General features: G+C 63.6%; 13 protein-coding genes. 10 read left to right on the top strand and 3 right to left on the bottom strand.

Translation table 11 applies throughout. From position 1 onward, the window contains the following. The 3 genes from B4E36_RS13280 to B4E36_RS13270 form a co-directional block, all read right to left on the bottom strand. Positions 1-146: CoA transferase (locus B4E36_RS13280; RefSeq protein ID WP_345900458.1), on the bottom strand; the 146-nt coding region annotated here is incomplete at its 3' end. Next, entirely contained in the window at positions 143-565 is a 423-nt protein-coding gene (locus tag B4E36_RS13275; protein ID WP_292057691.1) for a PaaI family thioesterase, read from the bottom strand. The genes B4E36_RS13275 and B4E36_RS13280, both read right to left, overlap by 4 nt. A gap of 2 nt (positions 566-567) precedes the next feature. Next, entirely contained in the window at positions 568-1,353 is a 786-nt protein-coding gene (locus B4E36_RS13270; protein ID WP_292057693.1) for an IclR family transcriptional regulator, read from the bottom strand. 139 nt (positions 1,354-1,492) lie between these two features. On the opposite strand from B4E36_RS13270, the gene B4E36_RS13265 reads away from it, so the two are divergent. From B4E36_RS13265 to B4E36_RS13220, 10 genes are all read left to right on the top strand, one after another. After that, the gene (locus B4E36_RS13265; protein WP_292057694.1) at positions 1,493-3,052 is read left to right on the top strand and encodes an acyl-CoA synthetase; all 1,560 of its coding nucleotides are present in this window, start codon (positions 1,493-1,495) and stop codon (positions 3,050-3,052) included. A 36-nt stretch (positions 3,053-3,088) separates the two neighbouring features. After that, complete coding sequence (locus B4E36_RS13260; RefSeq protein ID WP_292057696.1) at positions 3,089-4,225, top strand: FAS1-like dehydratase domain-containing protein; 1,137 nt, start codon at positions 3,089-3,091, stop codon at positions 4,223-4,225. Positions 4,226-4,275: 50 nt separating this feature from the next. After that, the gene (locus B4E36_RS13255; protein ID WP_292057698.1) at positions 4,276-4,773 is read left to right on the top strand and encodes a TRAP transporter small permease; all 498 of its coding nucleotides are present in this window, start codon (positions 4,276-4,278) and stop codon (positions 4,771-4,773) included. 24 nt (positions 4,774-4,797) lie between these two features. Then, positions 4,798-5,799: a TRAP transporter substrate-binding protein DctP gene (dctP, locus tag B4E36_RS13250; protein ID WP_292057701.1), complete on the top strand. Its 1,002-nt coding sequence runs from the start codon at positions 4,798-4,800 to the stop codon at positions 5,797-5,799. A 79-nt stretch (positions 5,800-5,878) separates the two neighbouring features. Further along, on the top strand, positions 5,879-7,168 hold the full coding sequence (locus B4E36_RS13245) for a TRAP transporter large permease (RefSeq protein WP_292057704.1): 1,290 nt from the start codon (positions 5,879-5,881) through the stop codon (positions 7,166-7,168). Positions 7,169-7,220: 52 nt separating this feature from the next. Next, positions 7,221-8,828 carry a carboxyl transferase domain-containing protein gene (locus B4E36_RS13240; RefSeq protein WP_292057706.1) on the top strand — a complete coding sequence of 536 codons (1,608 nt, stop codon included), beginning with the start codon at positions 7,221-7,223 and terminating at the stop codon, positions 8,826-8,828. Further along, entirely contained in the window at positions 8,828-10,819 is a 1,992-nt protein-coding gene (locus B4E36_RS13235) for an acetyl/propionyl/methylcrotonyl-CoA carboxylase subunit alpha (RefSeq protein WP_292057708.1), read from the top strand. The genes B4E36_RS13240 and B4E36_RS13235 overlap by 1 nt, the downstream gene beginning before the upstream one ends. Beyond that, positions 10,816-11,673 (top strand): hydroxymethylglutaryl-CoA lyase, encoded by an 858-nt coding sequence (locus tag B4E36_RS13230; RefSeq protein ID WP_345900454.1) that lies wholly within the window; start codon positions 10,816-10,818, stop codon positions 11,671-11,673. Before B4E36_RS13235 ends, B4E36_RS13230 begins: the two co-directional genes overlap by 4 nt. An 11-nt stretch (positions 11,674-11,684) precedes the next feature. Then, positions 11,685-12,464: an enoyl-CoA hydratase-related protein gene (locus B4E36_RS13225; RefSeq protein WP_292057712.1), complete on the top strand. Its 780-nt coding sequence runs from the start codon at positions 11,685-11,687 to the stop codon at positions 12,462-12,464. Between the two features lie 609 nt (positions 12,465-13,073). Further along, entirely contained in the window at positions 13,074-14,018 is a 945-nt protein-coding gene (locus B4E36_RS13220; protein WP_018064278.1) for a substrate-binding domain-containing protein, read from the top strand. The last annotated feature ends 68 nt before the right edge of the window (positions 14,019-14,086 follow it).

The following is a 14,086-nucleotide window of genomic DNA, read 5'->3' as shown; positions in this document are numbered from 1 at the left end:
TCTCCCTTACCAGGAGGCTCGACCTTGATGACCTCGGCGCCGAGATCGGCCAGCACCATGGAGGCATAGGGACCGGAGAGGATGCGCGAGAAATCGAGAACCCTGAGGCCCGAAAGCGGCCCCTTGCTTTGGCTATTGTCTGTCATCGCCCGCCCCCTTTGCGCGTGATCTTCATCACCGCCGTCGCCAGCGCGACGGTTCTCTCGCCTTCTCGCACCGCGGCGTCGACGAACATCATCGAGCCCGAGGTCTGCCGCACCGCCGCTTCGGCCTCAAGGCGGGCGCCGGGTCGGGCGCTGTCGGTGAAGCGCGTGCTCATCTCGACCGTTACCACCGGCACTCTTCCGGCAGCATGCCAGGCGACAAGCGCGATCGCCTGGTCGGCGAGGCCGGCGATCACCCCGCCATGGACCAGGCCGATGGCGTTGGCATGCGCATCGCCGGTCTCAAGCGCGTAGGTAAAGCCGCCGTCGTCGCGCCGTCTTGCATAAAGCGGCCCGATGCCGGCCATGAAGCCGCCCGCATTCAGGGGCTTCCAGCCGTTCTCCTCCCGTAACTCCGTCAAATTCAACTCCCTGTCGAAAATTCCAGTTTCTCGATCTCGCCGCGCACGGCCACAAGCGCCTCGGCGAGTTTCGGTATGTCGTGCTCCTCCAGCCGCTCGCTGATGCCGATGGCAACGAGCGAGCGGATCATCTCTCCCCTGGCGTTGAACATCGGCACGGCGACCACGGTAACGCCGGAAATATAGATGCCGCGATCCACGGCATAGCCGCGCCTCTTCGCCTCGTCGATTTGCGTGAGCCAGTCCTCGAATGCTGGTGGATGATCCCAGATCAGCTTTTCAAATCTCTGTCTGAGCGTTTCCGCATCGAGCGCGCCGAAGGCGGCAAAAAGCCGGCCCGTGGCCGAGATCAGGGCCGGAAACCGCGAACCGAGATCGACCTGCAGGCGGAAGGGCAGGGTCGACTGCGACAGCGCGACGACCACCATCTGCCCGGGCCCGGCAAGCTGGGTCGCAATCGCGGTAACGCCGAACGTGGTCGAAAGCGCCGACAGATGCGGCTGCACCAGCGTCGAGAAGGTGTTCTTCTGCAGCGCCGAGCGGGCAAGCGGCAGGATGCCGATGCCGATCGCGTAGCGCTTGGTCTGCGTGTCGAATTCGACCAGCCCCTCATCCTGGAGCACCCGCAGGATATGCAGGCATGTGCTCGGGATCAGCCCCAGTTCACGGGCGATCGGGTTCACGCCCATGGGTTCGCTGCTGCGCGCCAGAAAACGCAGGATCGCGATGGCGCGCGTGACGGCCGGGACCTGTCTCTTGCTCGTCTGGCCGCTGTCATCTTCAGCCATGTGATCTCCTCGGAAACGTTATTTCATTGTATATATACAATAAGAATAACATATTGACAATAGGCTAATTGTTTCTCTACCTTTGTCAATGAGCACGGCGGGCCACAAACCGCGGTGAAGGAACTGGGAGGAAAGCTGCATGGTCCGGTTGACGGATTTGACGTCCTATGCGGATGCGCAGAAGCACTACAGCAAGGAAGCGCTCTGGGAGCTGTTCGACGGCGACCGGGCGCATTTCAACATCGCGCATGAATGTATCGACCGGCATGCCGAGGCCGACCGGGTCGCGCTCCGGATCGCGCATGCCGACGGCCATGACGAGATCATCAGCTTCGAGGAAGTCGCCCGCCGGTCTTCGCAGATCGCGCATTTCCTGAGAGGCAAGGGTATCGGCAAGGGCGATCGCATCGCGGTGATGATCGAGCCGTCCCTGCCGTTCTATGCGGCAATCTTCGGGGCAATGAAGGCCGGTGCCGTGGCCGTGCCGCTGTTCACGCTTTTCGGTCCGGACGGCATTCGCCTGCGCGTCAATGACTGCAAACCGAAGCTCTTTTTCACCAATGCCGAAAAGGCCGATGTTGCCCGCGAGGCGGGGGCTGAGAACGTGACGGTTGCCGACAGCGACCTGCTAGCAAGCCTCGATGATCTTCCCGTCCGGTTCGAATGCGACACGGCGGGCAATGATCTTGCGGTCCTGCAATATACATCCGGCACGACCCGGCTTCTGCCGGCGGCCGTCGAGCACAGCCATCGTTCGATCGTGACGCTGATGGTCGCCGCTCTCTACGCCACCGGCATCCGCCCCGGCGATCGCTTCTTCTGCCCGTCATCGCCCGCCTGGGGGCACGGTCTGTGGCACGGCACGCTTGCGCCGCTGGCCATGGGCGTGTCGACCGGCACTTTTTCCGGCAAGTTCGATCCGGTCCGGCTTTTGAAGGCACTGCATGATTTCCGGATCACCAATCTGACGGCGGCTGCCACCCATTACCGGATGATGCGCAATTCCGGCGCGGCAGAGAACTACGACTACTGTTTCGACAAGCTGTCCTTCACCGGCGAGCCCATCGACAGCGAGACGGCGGCCTATGTCGAGCGCGTCTTCGGCACCAAGGTGCGCTCCATGTACGGCACCACCGAGATCGGCGTGATCATCGCCAACTATCCCGGCGCCGACGATCTGGAGGTGCGCGACGGGGCCATGGGCAAGCCGGTCCCCGGCGTCGAGGTGGCCGTGCACCGGCCCGATGGCACGGACTGCGACCCTGGCGAAACCGGCGAATTGATGGTGCTGAAGGGCGGGCAGTGGTTCCCGACCAAGGATCTCGGCCGCGTCGATGAGGATGGCTATTTCTACCATGGCGGCCGCGCCGACGATGTCATCATCTCCGCCGGCTGGACGATTGGCGCGGTCGAGGTCGAGGACGCGATCCTCAGCCATCCCGCCGTTGCCGAATGCGGCGTGATCGGCACGCCCGATCCCGTGCGCGGCCAGGTCGTCAAGGCCTACATCATTTTGAAGGGCGAGGAGGAGGACGGGCTGAAGCAGAGCATTCAGGACCATGTCCGCGCCCGCCTCGCCCGTCACGAATATCCGCGCCAGATCGCCTTCGTCTCCGAACTGCCGAAGACACAGGCCGGCAAGGTGAACCGCAAGATCCTGCGAACGCAGGACCAGGAAAATCTGGCCTCCGCCCGTTAGGCGGCAGCGCGCAGTCATCGTCCAAGGAGGAACGAGATGAATGAGATGGTAAGGAAATTTCCGAAGATCACCGAGGAGGGCCTTGATGATCTTCGCGGCCGCATCGGCGTCAAGATCGGCAAGACGGTCGAGCCCTGGTGCTACGAGGCGACCCGCGACAATATCCGCCACTATGCCCATGGCATCGGCGACGACAACCCGCTGTGGTGCGATCCCGAATACGCCAAGACCACGCGCTATGGCGATGTCATCGCTCTGCCGAGCTTCCTGTTTGCCACCAGCCGGATCATTTCCGGCTATGTCGGCGGCCTGCCCGGCGTTCATGCCATGTGGTCGGGCGCCGACTGGAACTGGCACAAGGTCATTCCGCGCAACACCGAATTGCGCACCGAGGCCTATCTGAAGGACCTGATCGAGCACGACACCCGTTTTGCCGGCAAGGCGATCCAGCAGATCTATCACGTCGACTTCTACGACGCGAAGACCGGCGATCTTCTGGCCGATGCCGACAGCTGGTGCTTTCGCACCGATCGTGACCAGGCGCGCGAAAACGGTACGAAATATACCGAGGCCCGCGAGCGCGGACGCCGCGTCTACACCCAGGAGGAACTCGGCTCCTACTACAAATATTACGAGGCGGAAGAAATCCGCGGCAGCAACACCCGCTATTTCGACGATGTCAACGAGGGCGACGAACTGCCCGTCATGGTCAAGGGGCCGATGACGGCAACCGGCTTCATTGCCTATGCGCAAGGCTGGGGCGGGCTCTATATCCGCGCCAACAAGCTGGCCTGGCAATTGCAGCAGAAGCATCCGTCGGCCGGCATCAAGAACCGCTTCGGCATTCCCGATTGCCCGGAGCGCGTCCACTGGGAAGAGGAGTTCGCCCTCGAGGTCGGCGCTCCCGGCGCTTACGATTACGGTCCCGAACGCGCGTCCTGGCTCACCCATCAGGTGACCAACTGGATGGGCGATGACGGCTTCCTGCGTCAGGCGAAAAGCCAGGTTCGCCGGCATAATCCGGAAGGCGACATCATTCTGATCCACGCAAAGGTGGAGCGGAAATTCGAGGAGGACGGCCGTCACCTTGTCGAGATCAAGCAGCGGGCGGAGCAGCAGGATGGCGAGCTTTCCGCCATCGGATCGGCAATCGTCGAACTGCCCAAGCGCTGAAGCGCCGTCGTGAAAGGCAGGGCCGGCCGTCAACCATCTGGGAGGTAAGGTTGAACGTTTTGGGGAAAATCCTGAAGACACTCGAAGACATCCTGCATTTTCTGGGGTGTCTCGGCCTTGTTACCGTGGTCGTTCTGATCAATGCGGACATTCTGCTCAGGCTGTTCTTCAAGACGCCGGTGCAGTTCCAGTTCGAGTTCACCGAACTCTACCTGATGCCCGCTCTGGCCACCTTGTCGCTCTCGCGCGTGTTTCGCGAGGGCGGGCATCTGGCGCTCGACTTCATGCCCGAGCACCTGCCCGGTCTGACGGGCGCGGTGATCGCGAAGCTGCGATTGCTGCTTCCGGCGGGATTCTTCGCCGCCGTTGCCGTCATGTCCGGGATTTTCGCGTTCCACGCCTTCGCCGAGGGCGATGTCGAATATGGCGTGTATGACTGGCCGCTCGGCTGGGCCTATGCCGTTGTCCCGCTGGGATGCGGCGTCCTGGTCCTGCGGCTGCTTTATGACGCCTGCTCAGCGCGGGCGCCGGAGCGGATGCAAGTGTAACTTCATTCAAGGGAGGAGAATGAAATGACGATAGCAGCCAAGATTTTTGCCGGCATGGCAAGCATGCTGGTTCTGGGCGGCGGCGCTGCCCAGGCCGAGACCCTCAGTCTCGGGGACTTCCAGTCTACGAACCACATCGTTTCCGTGGAGGGAACGACCAAGTGGATGCAGGCGGTCGAGGAGGCGACCGGCGGCAAGATCGATTTCGACCACTTTCCCTCAGAGCAGGCCGCAAAGGCCAAGGCCCAGCTCGATGCGGTGAACAACGGCATTCTCGATGCCGCGCTCATCGGGGCGTCCTATCATGCCGAAACCCTGCCGCTGAATTCCGTCGTCGGGTTGCCCGGCTATTACGGCTCGGCCGTTCAGGGCACGAAGGCGCTGCAAGCGATGCTGGCCGAAGGGCCGTTGCGCGAGGAGATCCTTGCCGCCGGCGTCACGCCGATCTTCGGTTTCGTGCTGCCGCCCTATCAGGTGCTTGCCAAGGAGCGCCTCGGCGGTCCGGCCGACTGGGAGGCGCTTGACGTTCGCACCTCCGGCGCGACCCAGGCGATGACGGCGCGCAGCCTCGGCGGCGTCGGCATTTCGATCCCCGGTCCGGAAGTCTACACCGCCATCGAGCGCGGCCGGCTCGACGCCGTGCTGTTTCCGCTGGCTTCCGTGCCCGGCTACAAGCTGAACGAGGTGGTGAGCCATATTTCCACCAATGGCTCCTTCGGCGGCTACAGCTTCATCATGGTCGTGCGCAGCGACCTGTTCGACAGCCTCGACGCCGATGTCCAGGAAGCGATGATCTCGACCGGCAACGATATCGCCCTGCATGTGGCCAAGGCCCAGGACGACAGCGTTGATGAACTGGTGGCGCAATGGAAGGCCGAGGGCATCGACACCTACAGCTTCACCGACGAGGAGCTTGCCGCGCTGCGCGAAGAGATGGCGCTGGTGACGGAAGACTGGGTAAGTCGGATCGACGGGGAGCAAACCCAGAATGTGCTTGCAACCTACAAAGATCTGACAAGCCAGTAAGCATCCGTCATCCGCCTATAACCCGGCCTGCAGCCGTCTCTTTCGCGGTTGCAGGCCACAGGGAGCTTCCGCCCGCACGATGCTGACCTTTCTTGTCATCTCCATTCTTCTGGCCCTGTTCATGGTCTTCCGCATGCCGGTCGCCTTCGCCATGGGGCTTGCAGGCTTTCTGGGACTTGCCGTGCAACTCGGTCCCCGGCCGGCGCTTTCGGTTCTGGAACGGACCTTTTTCGACAGCACGTCGTCATTCATTCTGGTGGCGATCCCGCTGTTCATCCTGATGGCGGAGCTTCTGACGGCGGGACAGGTGACGCGGCGCGCGATCATTGCCTGCCAGAGCTGGATCGGCCATGTGAAGGGCGGCCTTGCCATGGCGACGATTGCCGCCTCGGTCATTCTGGCGGCGCTCGTCGGCAGTTCCACCGCATCGACGGCGGCCATGGCGGCTTCCGCCTTTCCGGAAATGCGCAACCACAATTATTCGCAGCGTCTGGCCGCAGCCGTCGTCTCGGTCGGCGGCACGCTCGCCGTCGTGGTGCCGCCCTCGATCGTGCTCGTGGTCTATGGCGTGCTCACCGAAACCTCGATCGGCAAGCTTTTCATCGCCGGCATCATTCCCGGCCTGCTGACGGCGACAGGCTTTGTCATCGTCATCAAGCTGATCGCGCATCTGACAGACCAAGCCCCGCGCGGCGACGCGTTCAATCTGAAGAAGGCGGCAAAGGACAGTCGCCACGTCCTGCCCATGGGCGCGCTGCTGATCCTTGTGATCGGAGCGATCTATGGCGGGCTTGCCTCTCCCTCGGAGGCGGCGGCCCTTGGCGTCATGGGCTCACTGATCATCGTGATCGCCCAGCGCACGATCAGCGTTGCCGGCTTTTCCAGCTCCGTGTCGCGCGCGGTCAAGGCCACGGTCATGATCGTTGCCATCGTCGCCTGTTCGGCAATCTTCTCCAATTATCTTGCGTTCACGCGCATCACCCACACGCTCCTGGATTTCGTCGCGACAACCGACATGCCGCGCGGCGTGATCATGGCGATCATCATCATCACGCTGCTCGTCATGGGCATGTTCATGGATCAGCTCGCGATCCTTTCGCTGGCCATGCCGCTTGCCTTCCCGATCGCGCTCGCGCTCGACTTTGATCCGGTCTGGTTCGGGATCGTGGTGACCAAGACGGTCGAGATCGGCCTTCTGACCCCACCGCTCGGGCTCAACGCCTATGTGGCCGCGGCCCAGACAGGCGTGCCGCTGCGCAAGGTCTTCCTGGGCGTCACGCCGTTTCTCGCCATGGAAATCCTGGTTCTGCTGCTTTTGCTGTTCTTCCCCGCAATCACGCTCTGGCTGCCAGGCCTGATGGCGCGATGAACGGGCGCAGCGCCTACCGAAAATGTCTGTCTCTCAGACAGGAGTTGAATGAATGACGATACTGAAAAGCGCCGTGAACGCCGCGTCGCCTGAATTCGCTGAAAACTGCGCCGCCATGGAGGCGCAGGCGGAGGCGATCCGCGTGGAAGCCGACCGGATCATGCAGGGCGGCAGCGAAGCTTCGCGCGCGCGCCACCACGCGCGCGGCAAACTGTTGCCGCGCGAACGCATTGCCGCGCTGCTGGACCCCGGTTCGCCGTTTCTCGAGGTCGGCCTGTTTGCGGCCAGTGGCCACTACAATGACGAAGTGCCCGCCGCCGGCGCGATCGCCGGGATCGGCAAGGTCGCCGGACGCGATTGCATGATCCTGTGCAACGACGCGACGGTGAAGGGCGGGACCTATTTTCCGCTGACGGTGAAGAAGCATTTGCGGGCCCAGGAAATCGCCGAGGAAAACGCGCTGCCCTGCCTCTATCTTGTCGATAGCGGCGGCGCCAATCTCAACAATCAGGACGAGGTGTTTCCCGACCGGGATCACTTCGGCCGCATCTTCTACAATCAGGCGCGCATGAGCGCGAAGGGCATCGCCCAGGTCGCCGTGGTGATGGGCTCGTGCACGGCGGGCGGGGCCTATGTGCCGGCGATGAGCGACCAGACCATCATCGTCCGCAATCAGGGCACGATCTTCCTCGCCGGTCCGCCGCTGGTGAAGGTTGCGACCGGCGAGGAGATCGATGCCGAAACGCTTGGCGGCGGCGATACCCATACCCGCCTGTCCGGCGTGGCCGATTATCTGGCCGATGACGACCGCCATGCGCTGGCACTCGCCCGCGAGATCGTCTCGCATCTCGCACCCGCTCCAGCATCCGGCGTTGGCTTGCGCACGCCCCTTGAGCCGCTTTATCCAGCAGGCGAGATCATGGGCGTGGTGCCGGCCAACGAGAAGACGCCCTATGACGTGCGCGAGATCATCGCCCGCATCGTCGACGGTTCGGACTTTGCCGAGTTCAAGCCGCGCTACGGCACGACGCTTGTGACCGGCTTTGCCCATGTCGATGGCGTGCCAGTGGGAATCATCGCCAATAATGGCGTGCTGTTTTCCGAAAGCTCGCTCAAGGGCGCGCATTTCATCGAATTGTGCTGCCAGCGCCGCATCCCGCTTCTGTTTCTCCAGAACATCACCGGCTTTATGGTCGGCTCGAAATACGAGGCGGGCGGCATCGCCAAGGACGGCGCGAAGCTGGTCACCGCCGTTTCCACCGCTTCCGTGCCGAAGATCACCGTCATCATCGGCGGCTCCTATGGCGCGGGCAATTACGGCATGTGCGGGCGCGCCTTCGGGCCGCGCTTCGTCTGGATGTGGCCGAATGCCCGCATCGCGGTGATGGGCGGCGCGCAGGCGGCCGGCGTGCTGGCCAACGTGAAGCGCGCCGGGATCGAGGCGCGCGGCGGCGAATGGTCTGCTGCCGAGGAAGAAGAATTCAAACGGCCGACGCTGGACATGTTCGACCGCCAGGCGCGGCCGCTCTACGCCTCATCCCGCCTTTGGGATGACGGCATCATCGACCCGCGTTCGACCCGCGATGTCGTGGCCCTGTCGCTGCGCGCCACGCTCAATACGCCCGTTGAGGATACCAAATTCGGCCTGTTCAGGATGTGATGATGCACGCTTGTTTCAAGAAGATACTAATTGCCAATCGCGGCGAGATCGCCTGCCGCGTCATCCGTACCGCCCGCCGCATGGGCATCGAGACGGTTGCCGTCTACTCGGATGCGGACCGCAACAGCCTTCACGTTGAGATGGCGGACGAGGCGGTTCATATCGGACCTTCGCCAGTCGGGGAAAGCTATCTTGTCGGCGAACGGATCATCGCCGCAGCGCTTGAAACCGGTGCCGAAGCGATCCATCCCGGCTATGGTTTCTTGTCGGAAAATCCCGATTTCGTCGAGGCTGTCGAAACTGCCGGTCTCACCTTCATCGGGCCTTCGGCCGCTGCAATCCGGGCCATGGGGCTGAAGGATGCGGCCAAGGACCTGATGGAAAAGGTGGGCGTTCCGGTTGTACAGGGTTATCAGGGCGCGCGTCAGGAGCCGGATTTTCTCGCGGAACAGGCCGCACGGATCGGCTATCCGGTGCTGATCAAGGCGCGCGCCGGCGGCGGCGGCAAGGGCATGCGCAAGGTCGAGCGGGCAGAGGATTTTGCCGATGCGCTGAAATCGGCCGCCCGCGAGGCTTCCGCCGCCTTCGGCGATCCGCATGTGCTGATCGAGAAGTTCATCACCGCGCCGCGCCATATCGAGGTGCAGGTCTTCGGCGACAGCCACGGCAATGTGGTTCATCTGTTCGAGCGCGACTGCTCGCTCCAGCGCCGCCACCAGAAGGTGATCGAGGAAGCCCCGGCGCCGGGCATGAGCGAAACCGTGCGCACGGCGATGACCGGGGCGGCCGTGAAGGCCGCCGAGGCGATCGGCTATTCGGGTGCGGGAACGATCGAGTTCATCGTCGATGGCTCCGGGCCGCTTCACCCTGACGGCTTCTGGTTCATGGAAATGAACACGCGGCTGCAGGTCGAGCATCCGGTGACCGAAATGATCACCGGCATCGATCTCGTCGAGTGGCAGTTGCTGGTTGCCGCCGGCGCGCCGCTGCCGCTTGTCCAGTCCGCGATCGCCATCACCGGCCACGCCTTCGAGGCGCGGCTTTATGCCGAGGACCCGGCAAGGGACTTCATCCCCGTGACCGGCCGGCTGGAGCATCTGGAGTTTCCGCCAGAGGGGCGTTTCGACACCGGCGTGCGCACGGGCGATGCCATCACGCCGTATTACGATCCGATGATCGCCAAGGTGATCACTCATGGCCCGGATCGCGAAACCGCGCTTGTCAGGCTGAGCACGATGCTCGATGGCACCCATGTCGCCGGAACGGCCACGAATGCGGCCTTTCTCTCCGCGCTTTCCCGGCAGCCGGGTTTTGTCGCCGGGGCGTTCGATACCGGGCTGATCGAACGCGAACTGGCGGACCTGACCGCAGCGGCGGCCGTGCCGGAAGAGCATGTGGCGCTTGCCGCCATTCTGGCGCTCGGCATTGATCCCGACATGCCGCATCTCGGCTGGCGCGCTTATGGCGAGGCCTTTCACGATGTCCGGCTGTCGGCGCGCGATCGGGCCTATGAGCGCTGCCTGTCGCTCGGCAAGAACGGCGGCATGACCCTTTCCGGCGGGGCTGAACCCGTTGCGCTGGAGAACGTCGCTATCGCCGGGGGGGAGACTTCCGCCCGGCTTGGGCCCGCGCGAAAACATATCTCGGCGCGGTTCGTGCGCGTGCCTCAGGCATCAGGCCTGCTGGTCTCCGTTCACATGAACGGCCGCACCGAGGACTTTGTGCTGGCCGATCAGCGCTCCGGCGCTGCTGCCGAGGCGGATGAGAGCCGCGCCGTGATCGCGCCGATGACGGGGACGATCGTGCAGCTTTCGGTGTCGGCCGGCGATGTGGTGGAGACGGGGCAGAAGCTCGGCGTCATGGAGGCGATGAAGATGGAGACGGCGCTGGTCGCGCCGCTTTCCGGGCGCGTGGCATCGGTTGACTGCGCCGAGGGCGCAACCGTTTCGGACGGGGCGGTGCTGGTGACCTTCGAGGACGAGCCGTCATGAGCGACCATGTCCGCATCTATGAGGTCGGCCCGCGCGACGGCCTGCAGAACGAGGACATGCTGATCCCGGCCGAGCGCAAGGTCGCGCTGATCGACCTGCTGTCACAGGCGGGCTTCGAAAAGATCGAGGCCACCAGCTTCGTTTCGCCGAAATGGGTGCCGCAGCTTGCCGATGCCGAAGCGGTGCTTGCCGGGATCACGCGAAAGCCCGGAACGGACTATGCCGCGCTGACCCCCAACATGAAGGGTTATGAACGGGTGCTGGCCGCGGGCGTGGATGAAGTCGCGGTCTTTGCCTCCGCGTCGGAAGGCTTCAGCCGGAAGAACATCAACTGCTCGATTGCCGAAAGCCTCGTGCGCTTCGCGCCGTTGCTGGCGGCCGCAAAAGCTGACGGCGTGCCGGTGCGCGGCTATGTCTCCTGCGTGATCGCCTGCCCCTATGACGGGCCGGTCGCGCCGGAAGCGGTGCGCGATGTCGCGCAAGCGCTGTTCGACATGGGCTGCTACGAGGTTTCGCTCGGTGATACGATCGGCGCGGGAACGCCCGAGAGCGTTGCGACCATGCTGGAAACGGTCCTCCCAAGGCTGCCGGCTGACCGGCTGGCAGGTCATTTCCACGATACCCGCGACAACGCGCTCGACAATGTCGCCACCGCTCTTCGTCTGGGCTTGCGGGTTTTCGACAGCGCCGTTGGCGGGCTTGGCGGCTGCCCCTATGCGCCGGGCGCCAAGGGCAATCTGGCCACAGGGCCGCTTGTCGCGCTTCTGGAACAATCCGGCTTCAGCACCGGTATCGACCGCGAGGCGCTTGCCAAAGCCGAGCAATATCTTCGTTCAATCACCGCATCTGCCTGAGGGGGACCGCCATGTCAGATCAGTTCGAAACCATCTCCCTCAGCGTCGATGAACGGCAGGTTGCCACCGTCACGCTGGCGCGGCCGGACAAGCACAACGCCATGAACGCGACCATGATCGCCGAGCTTGCCGAGGTTGCAGCAGACCTTGCCGAGCGCAGCGATGTCAGGGTCGTTGTGCTGGCCGCCGAGGGCCGTACCTTCTGCGCCGGCGGCGACCTCAACTGGATGCGCGCGCAAAGGGAAAAGGACCGGGCCGGCAAAATTGCCGAAGCGATGACGCTGGCGCGCATGCTGAAGCTCTGGAACGATCTGCCGAAACCGGTCATCGCCCGGGTGGAGGGTTCTGCTTATGGCGGCGGGCTCGGCCTGATCGCCGTCAGCGACATCGTCGTGGCGGCGGAAAACGCCCGCTTCGCGCTGACCGAAACCCGCCTTGGCCTGATCCCGGCCACGATCGGCCCCTTCGTCGTCCGCAAGTTCGGCGAGGCCTTTGCCCGTCAGGTGTTCTTCAGCGCCCGGCCTTTCGGTGCGGAATTCATGCACCGCGCCGGGGCCGTTGCCCGGGTGTGTCCGGCGAGCGACGTCGAGGCCGCGGTCGCGGAAGAGGTGGACGCCTGCCTGCAATGCGCGCCCGGCGCCATGGCCGCCGCAAAGTCACTCTGCCTTTCGATCTCCGGCATGGATCCGTCCGAGGCGATGACCTTTTCCGCCGAAGCGCTTGCCGACCGCTGGGAAACCGAGGAAGCCCAGGCCGGAATTGCGGCCTTCTTCGCCAGCCGGAAGAAGTGAGGAGCTTATTTTCTCGGTTCAACATCGGCTATAAAAAAGTGTCCAATTCCTGCCCCCGCAACCACCGATACCTGCGATGACCCCGCCCCTCCGGCGGGGTTTTTACGTTTCTGCACGCCGTCATTCGCGGAACTACGGAGCAACCCTTCAAACACGTCCGCCTCGGCAAGGAACGCCGCTCTCTCTTTTCCGATGCGAACTTCAGGATGGTTGCCAGGTCGCCGCGCCGCACGATCGCCAGTTCGGCGCCATTGGGGACCGGTTCGATCCGGTCGATGAGGCTGCGCAGCATCCGCGCCGCTCGCCCCGTGTCTCGATACGAACAGACTAACCCCCAAAGCGCGGACGTTTCAGGCAAGCAGGTCACCAAATACGACGAACGCTCGACGGAGGCATCACCATCAAATCACAGGGAGCTGTCTTTGGTTGATAAAGGCCGCGCAGGATTTTGAATTGTCCCTGTTTCGGTTCTCATAGGATTGCCATCACTCAAAATGCACTTGTATTTTTAATTTAACAGATGTATCCAATCTTTGGCCGTTGGGCGTTTCGCCCCTCCGCCAGGAGGGTCGCCCGTAAGAGCGGCGAACACGATCGGGAGGAAAATCGATGAAGAAACTCACCGCTTTGCTGGCGGGACTGGCTATTGCCATGCCGCTGGCCGCTGCTGCGCAGGACGCAGCCGGGACCGCCACGAAGGACAGCTACCGCTTTCTTATCGTGCCGAAGGTCGTCCATCCGTGGTTCGACAAGGTCAATGACGGCGCGCAGATGGCCGCCGAAGCGCTGAAGGCGCAGACCGGCGCGGATATCGAGATCGTCTACTCAGCACCGCAGACAGCGGATGTCGTCCAGCAGGTCCAGATCGTTGAAAGCGCGATCTCGACGCGGCCCGACGGCATCGCAATCGACCTGCTCGACCCGTCGGGCAATCGCGGGTCGCTCGAAGCAGCCCAGAGCCAGGACATTCCGCTGGTCATCTTCGACTCGATCCCGCCGGAAGGCATGGCGATCCCCTATATCGGCTCGGATTTCTGCGAACAGGCCAAGATCGCCTCGCGGCGGCTGGTCGAGGTGCTCGGCGGCGAAGGCGAAGTCGCGATCATGATGGGCGTGCCGACGGCGCCGAACCATTCGATCCGCGCCGAGTGCCACCGCGAGGTCTTTGCCGAGCATGAAGGCATCAAGGTCGTTGCCGAGGGCATCGACAATGACAGCATCGAGATCGCACAGCAGCAGGCCGCCGCCATCATGCAGGCCCATCCGAACCTGAAGGGCTGGGTCGCCTCCGACGCCGCCGGCCCGATCGGCATCGGCCAGGCGATCATCGAAGCCGGAAAGCAGGACCAGGTCACGCTCGTCGGCCTCGACAACCTGCCGGAAATGCTCGACATGATCCGTTCGGGCGTTGCAGACAGCTCGTCCGCCTCGCAGCCCGAGCTTCAGGGCTACTGGTCGGTCATGCTGCTCTGGGCACAGGCCACCGGAGCGCCGGTTCCGCAGTATCTCGATACCGGCAACGCGTTCCTGACCAAGGACAATGTGGACGGCTGAGCCGTTTGCCGCGGCCGGCATTGCGCCGGCCGCATTCTCCGGGCCGCGTATGCGGCCCGCGTTCCTTT

Origin of the sequence: Martelella sp. UBA3392 (assembly GCF_002358775.1) — a bacterium.
Classification (GTDB): Bacteria; Pseudomonadota; Alphaproteobacteria; order Rhizobiales; family Rhizobiaceae; genus Martelella; species Martelella mediterranea.
Note: the sequence above shows the minus strand (reverse complement) of the source record. Positions and strands in the feature narration are given on the sequence as shown.

Excerpts from the sequence above, each read along its gene's own strand:
- B4E36_RS13220 (WP_018064278.1), top strand. The coding sequence starts at position 13,074 with ATGAAGAAACTCACCGCTTTGCTGGCGGGACTGGCTATTGCCATGCCG.
- B4E36_RS13245 (WP_292057704.1), top strand. The coding sequence starts at position 5,879 with ATGCTGACCTTTCTTGTCATCTCCATTCTTCTGGCCCTGTTCATGGTC.
- B4E36_RS13260 (WP_292057696.1), top strand. The coding sequence starts at position 3,089 with ATGAATGAGATGGTAAGGAAATTTCCGAAGATCACCGAGGAGGGCCTT.
- B4E36_RS13265 (WP_292057694.1), top strand. The coding sequence starts at position 1,493 with ATGGTCCGGTTGACGGATTTGACGTCCTATGCGGATGCGCAGAAGCAC.
- B4E36_RS13235 (WP_292057708.1), top strand. The coding sequence starts at position 8,828 with ATGATGCACGCTTGTTTCAAGAAGATACTAATTGCCAATCGCGGCGAG.
- B4E36_RS13230 (WP_345900454.1), top strand. The coding sequence starts at position 10,816 with ATGAGCGACCATGTCCGCATCTATGAGGTCGGCCCGCGCGACGGCCTG.
- B4E36_RS13240 (WP_292057706.1), top strand. The coding sequence starts at position 7,221 with ATGACGATACTGAAAAGCGCCGTGAACGCCGCGTCGCCTGAATTCGCT.
- B4E36_RS13225 (WP_292057712.1), top strand. The coding sequence starts at position 11,685 with ATGTCAGATCAGTTCGAAACCATCTCCCTCAGCGTCGATGAACGGCAG.
- B4E36_RS13270 (WP_292057693.1), bottom strand. The coding sequence starts at position 1,353 with ATGGCTGAAGATGACAGCGGCCAGACGAGCAAGAGACAGGTCCCGGCC.
- dctP (WP_292057701.1), top strand. The coding sequence starts at position 4,798 with ATGACGATAGCAGCCAAGATTTTTGCCGGCATGGCAAGCATGCTGGTT.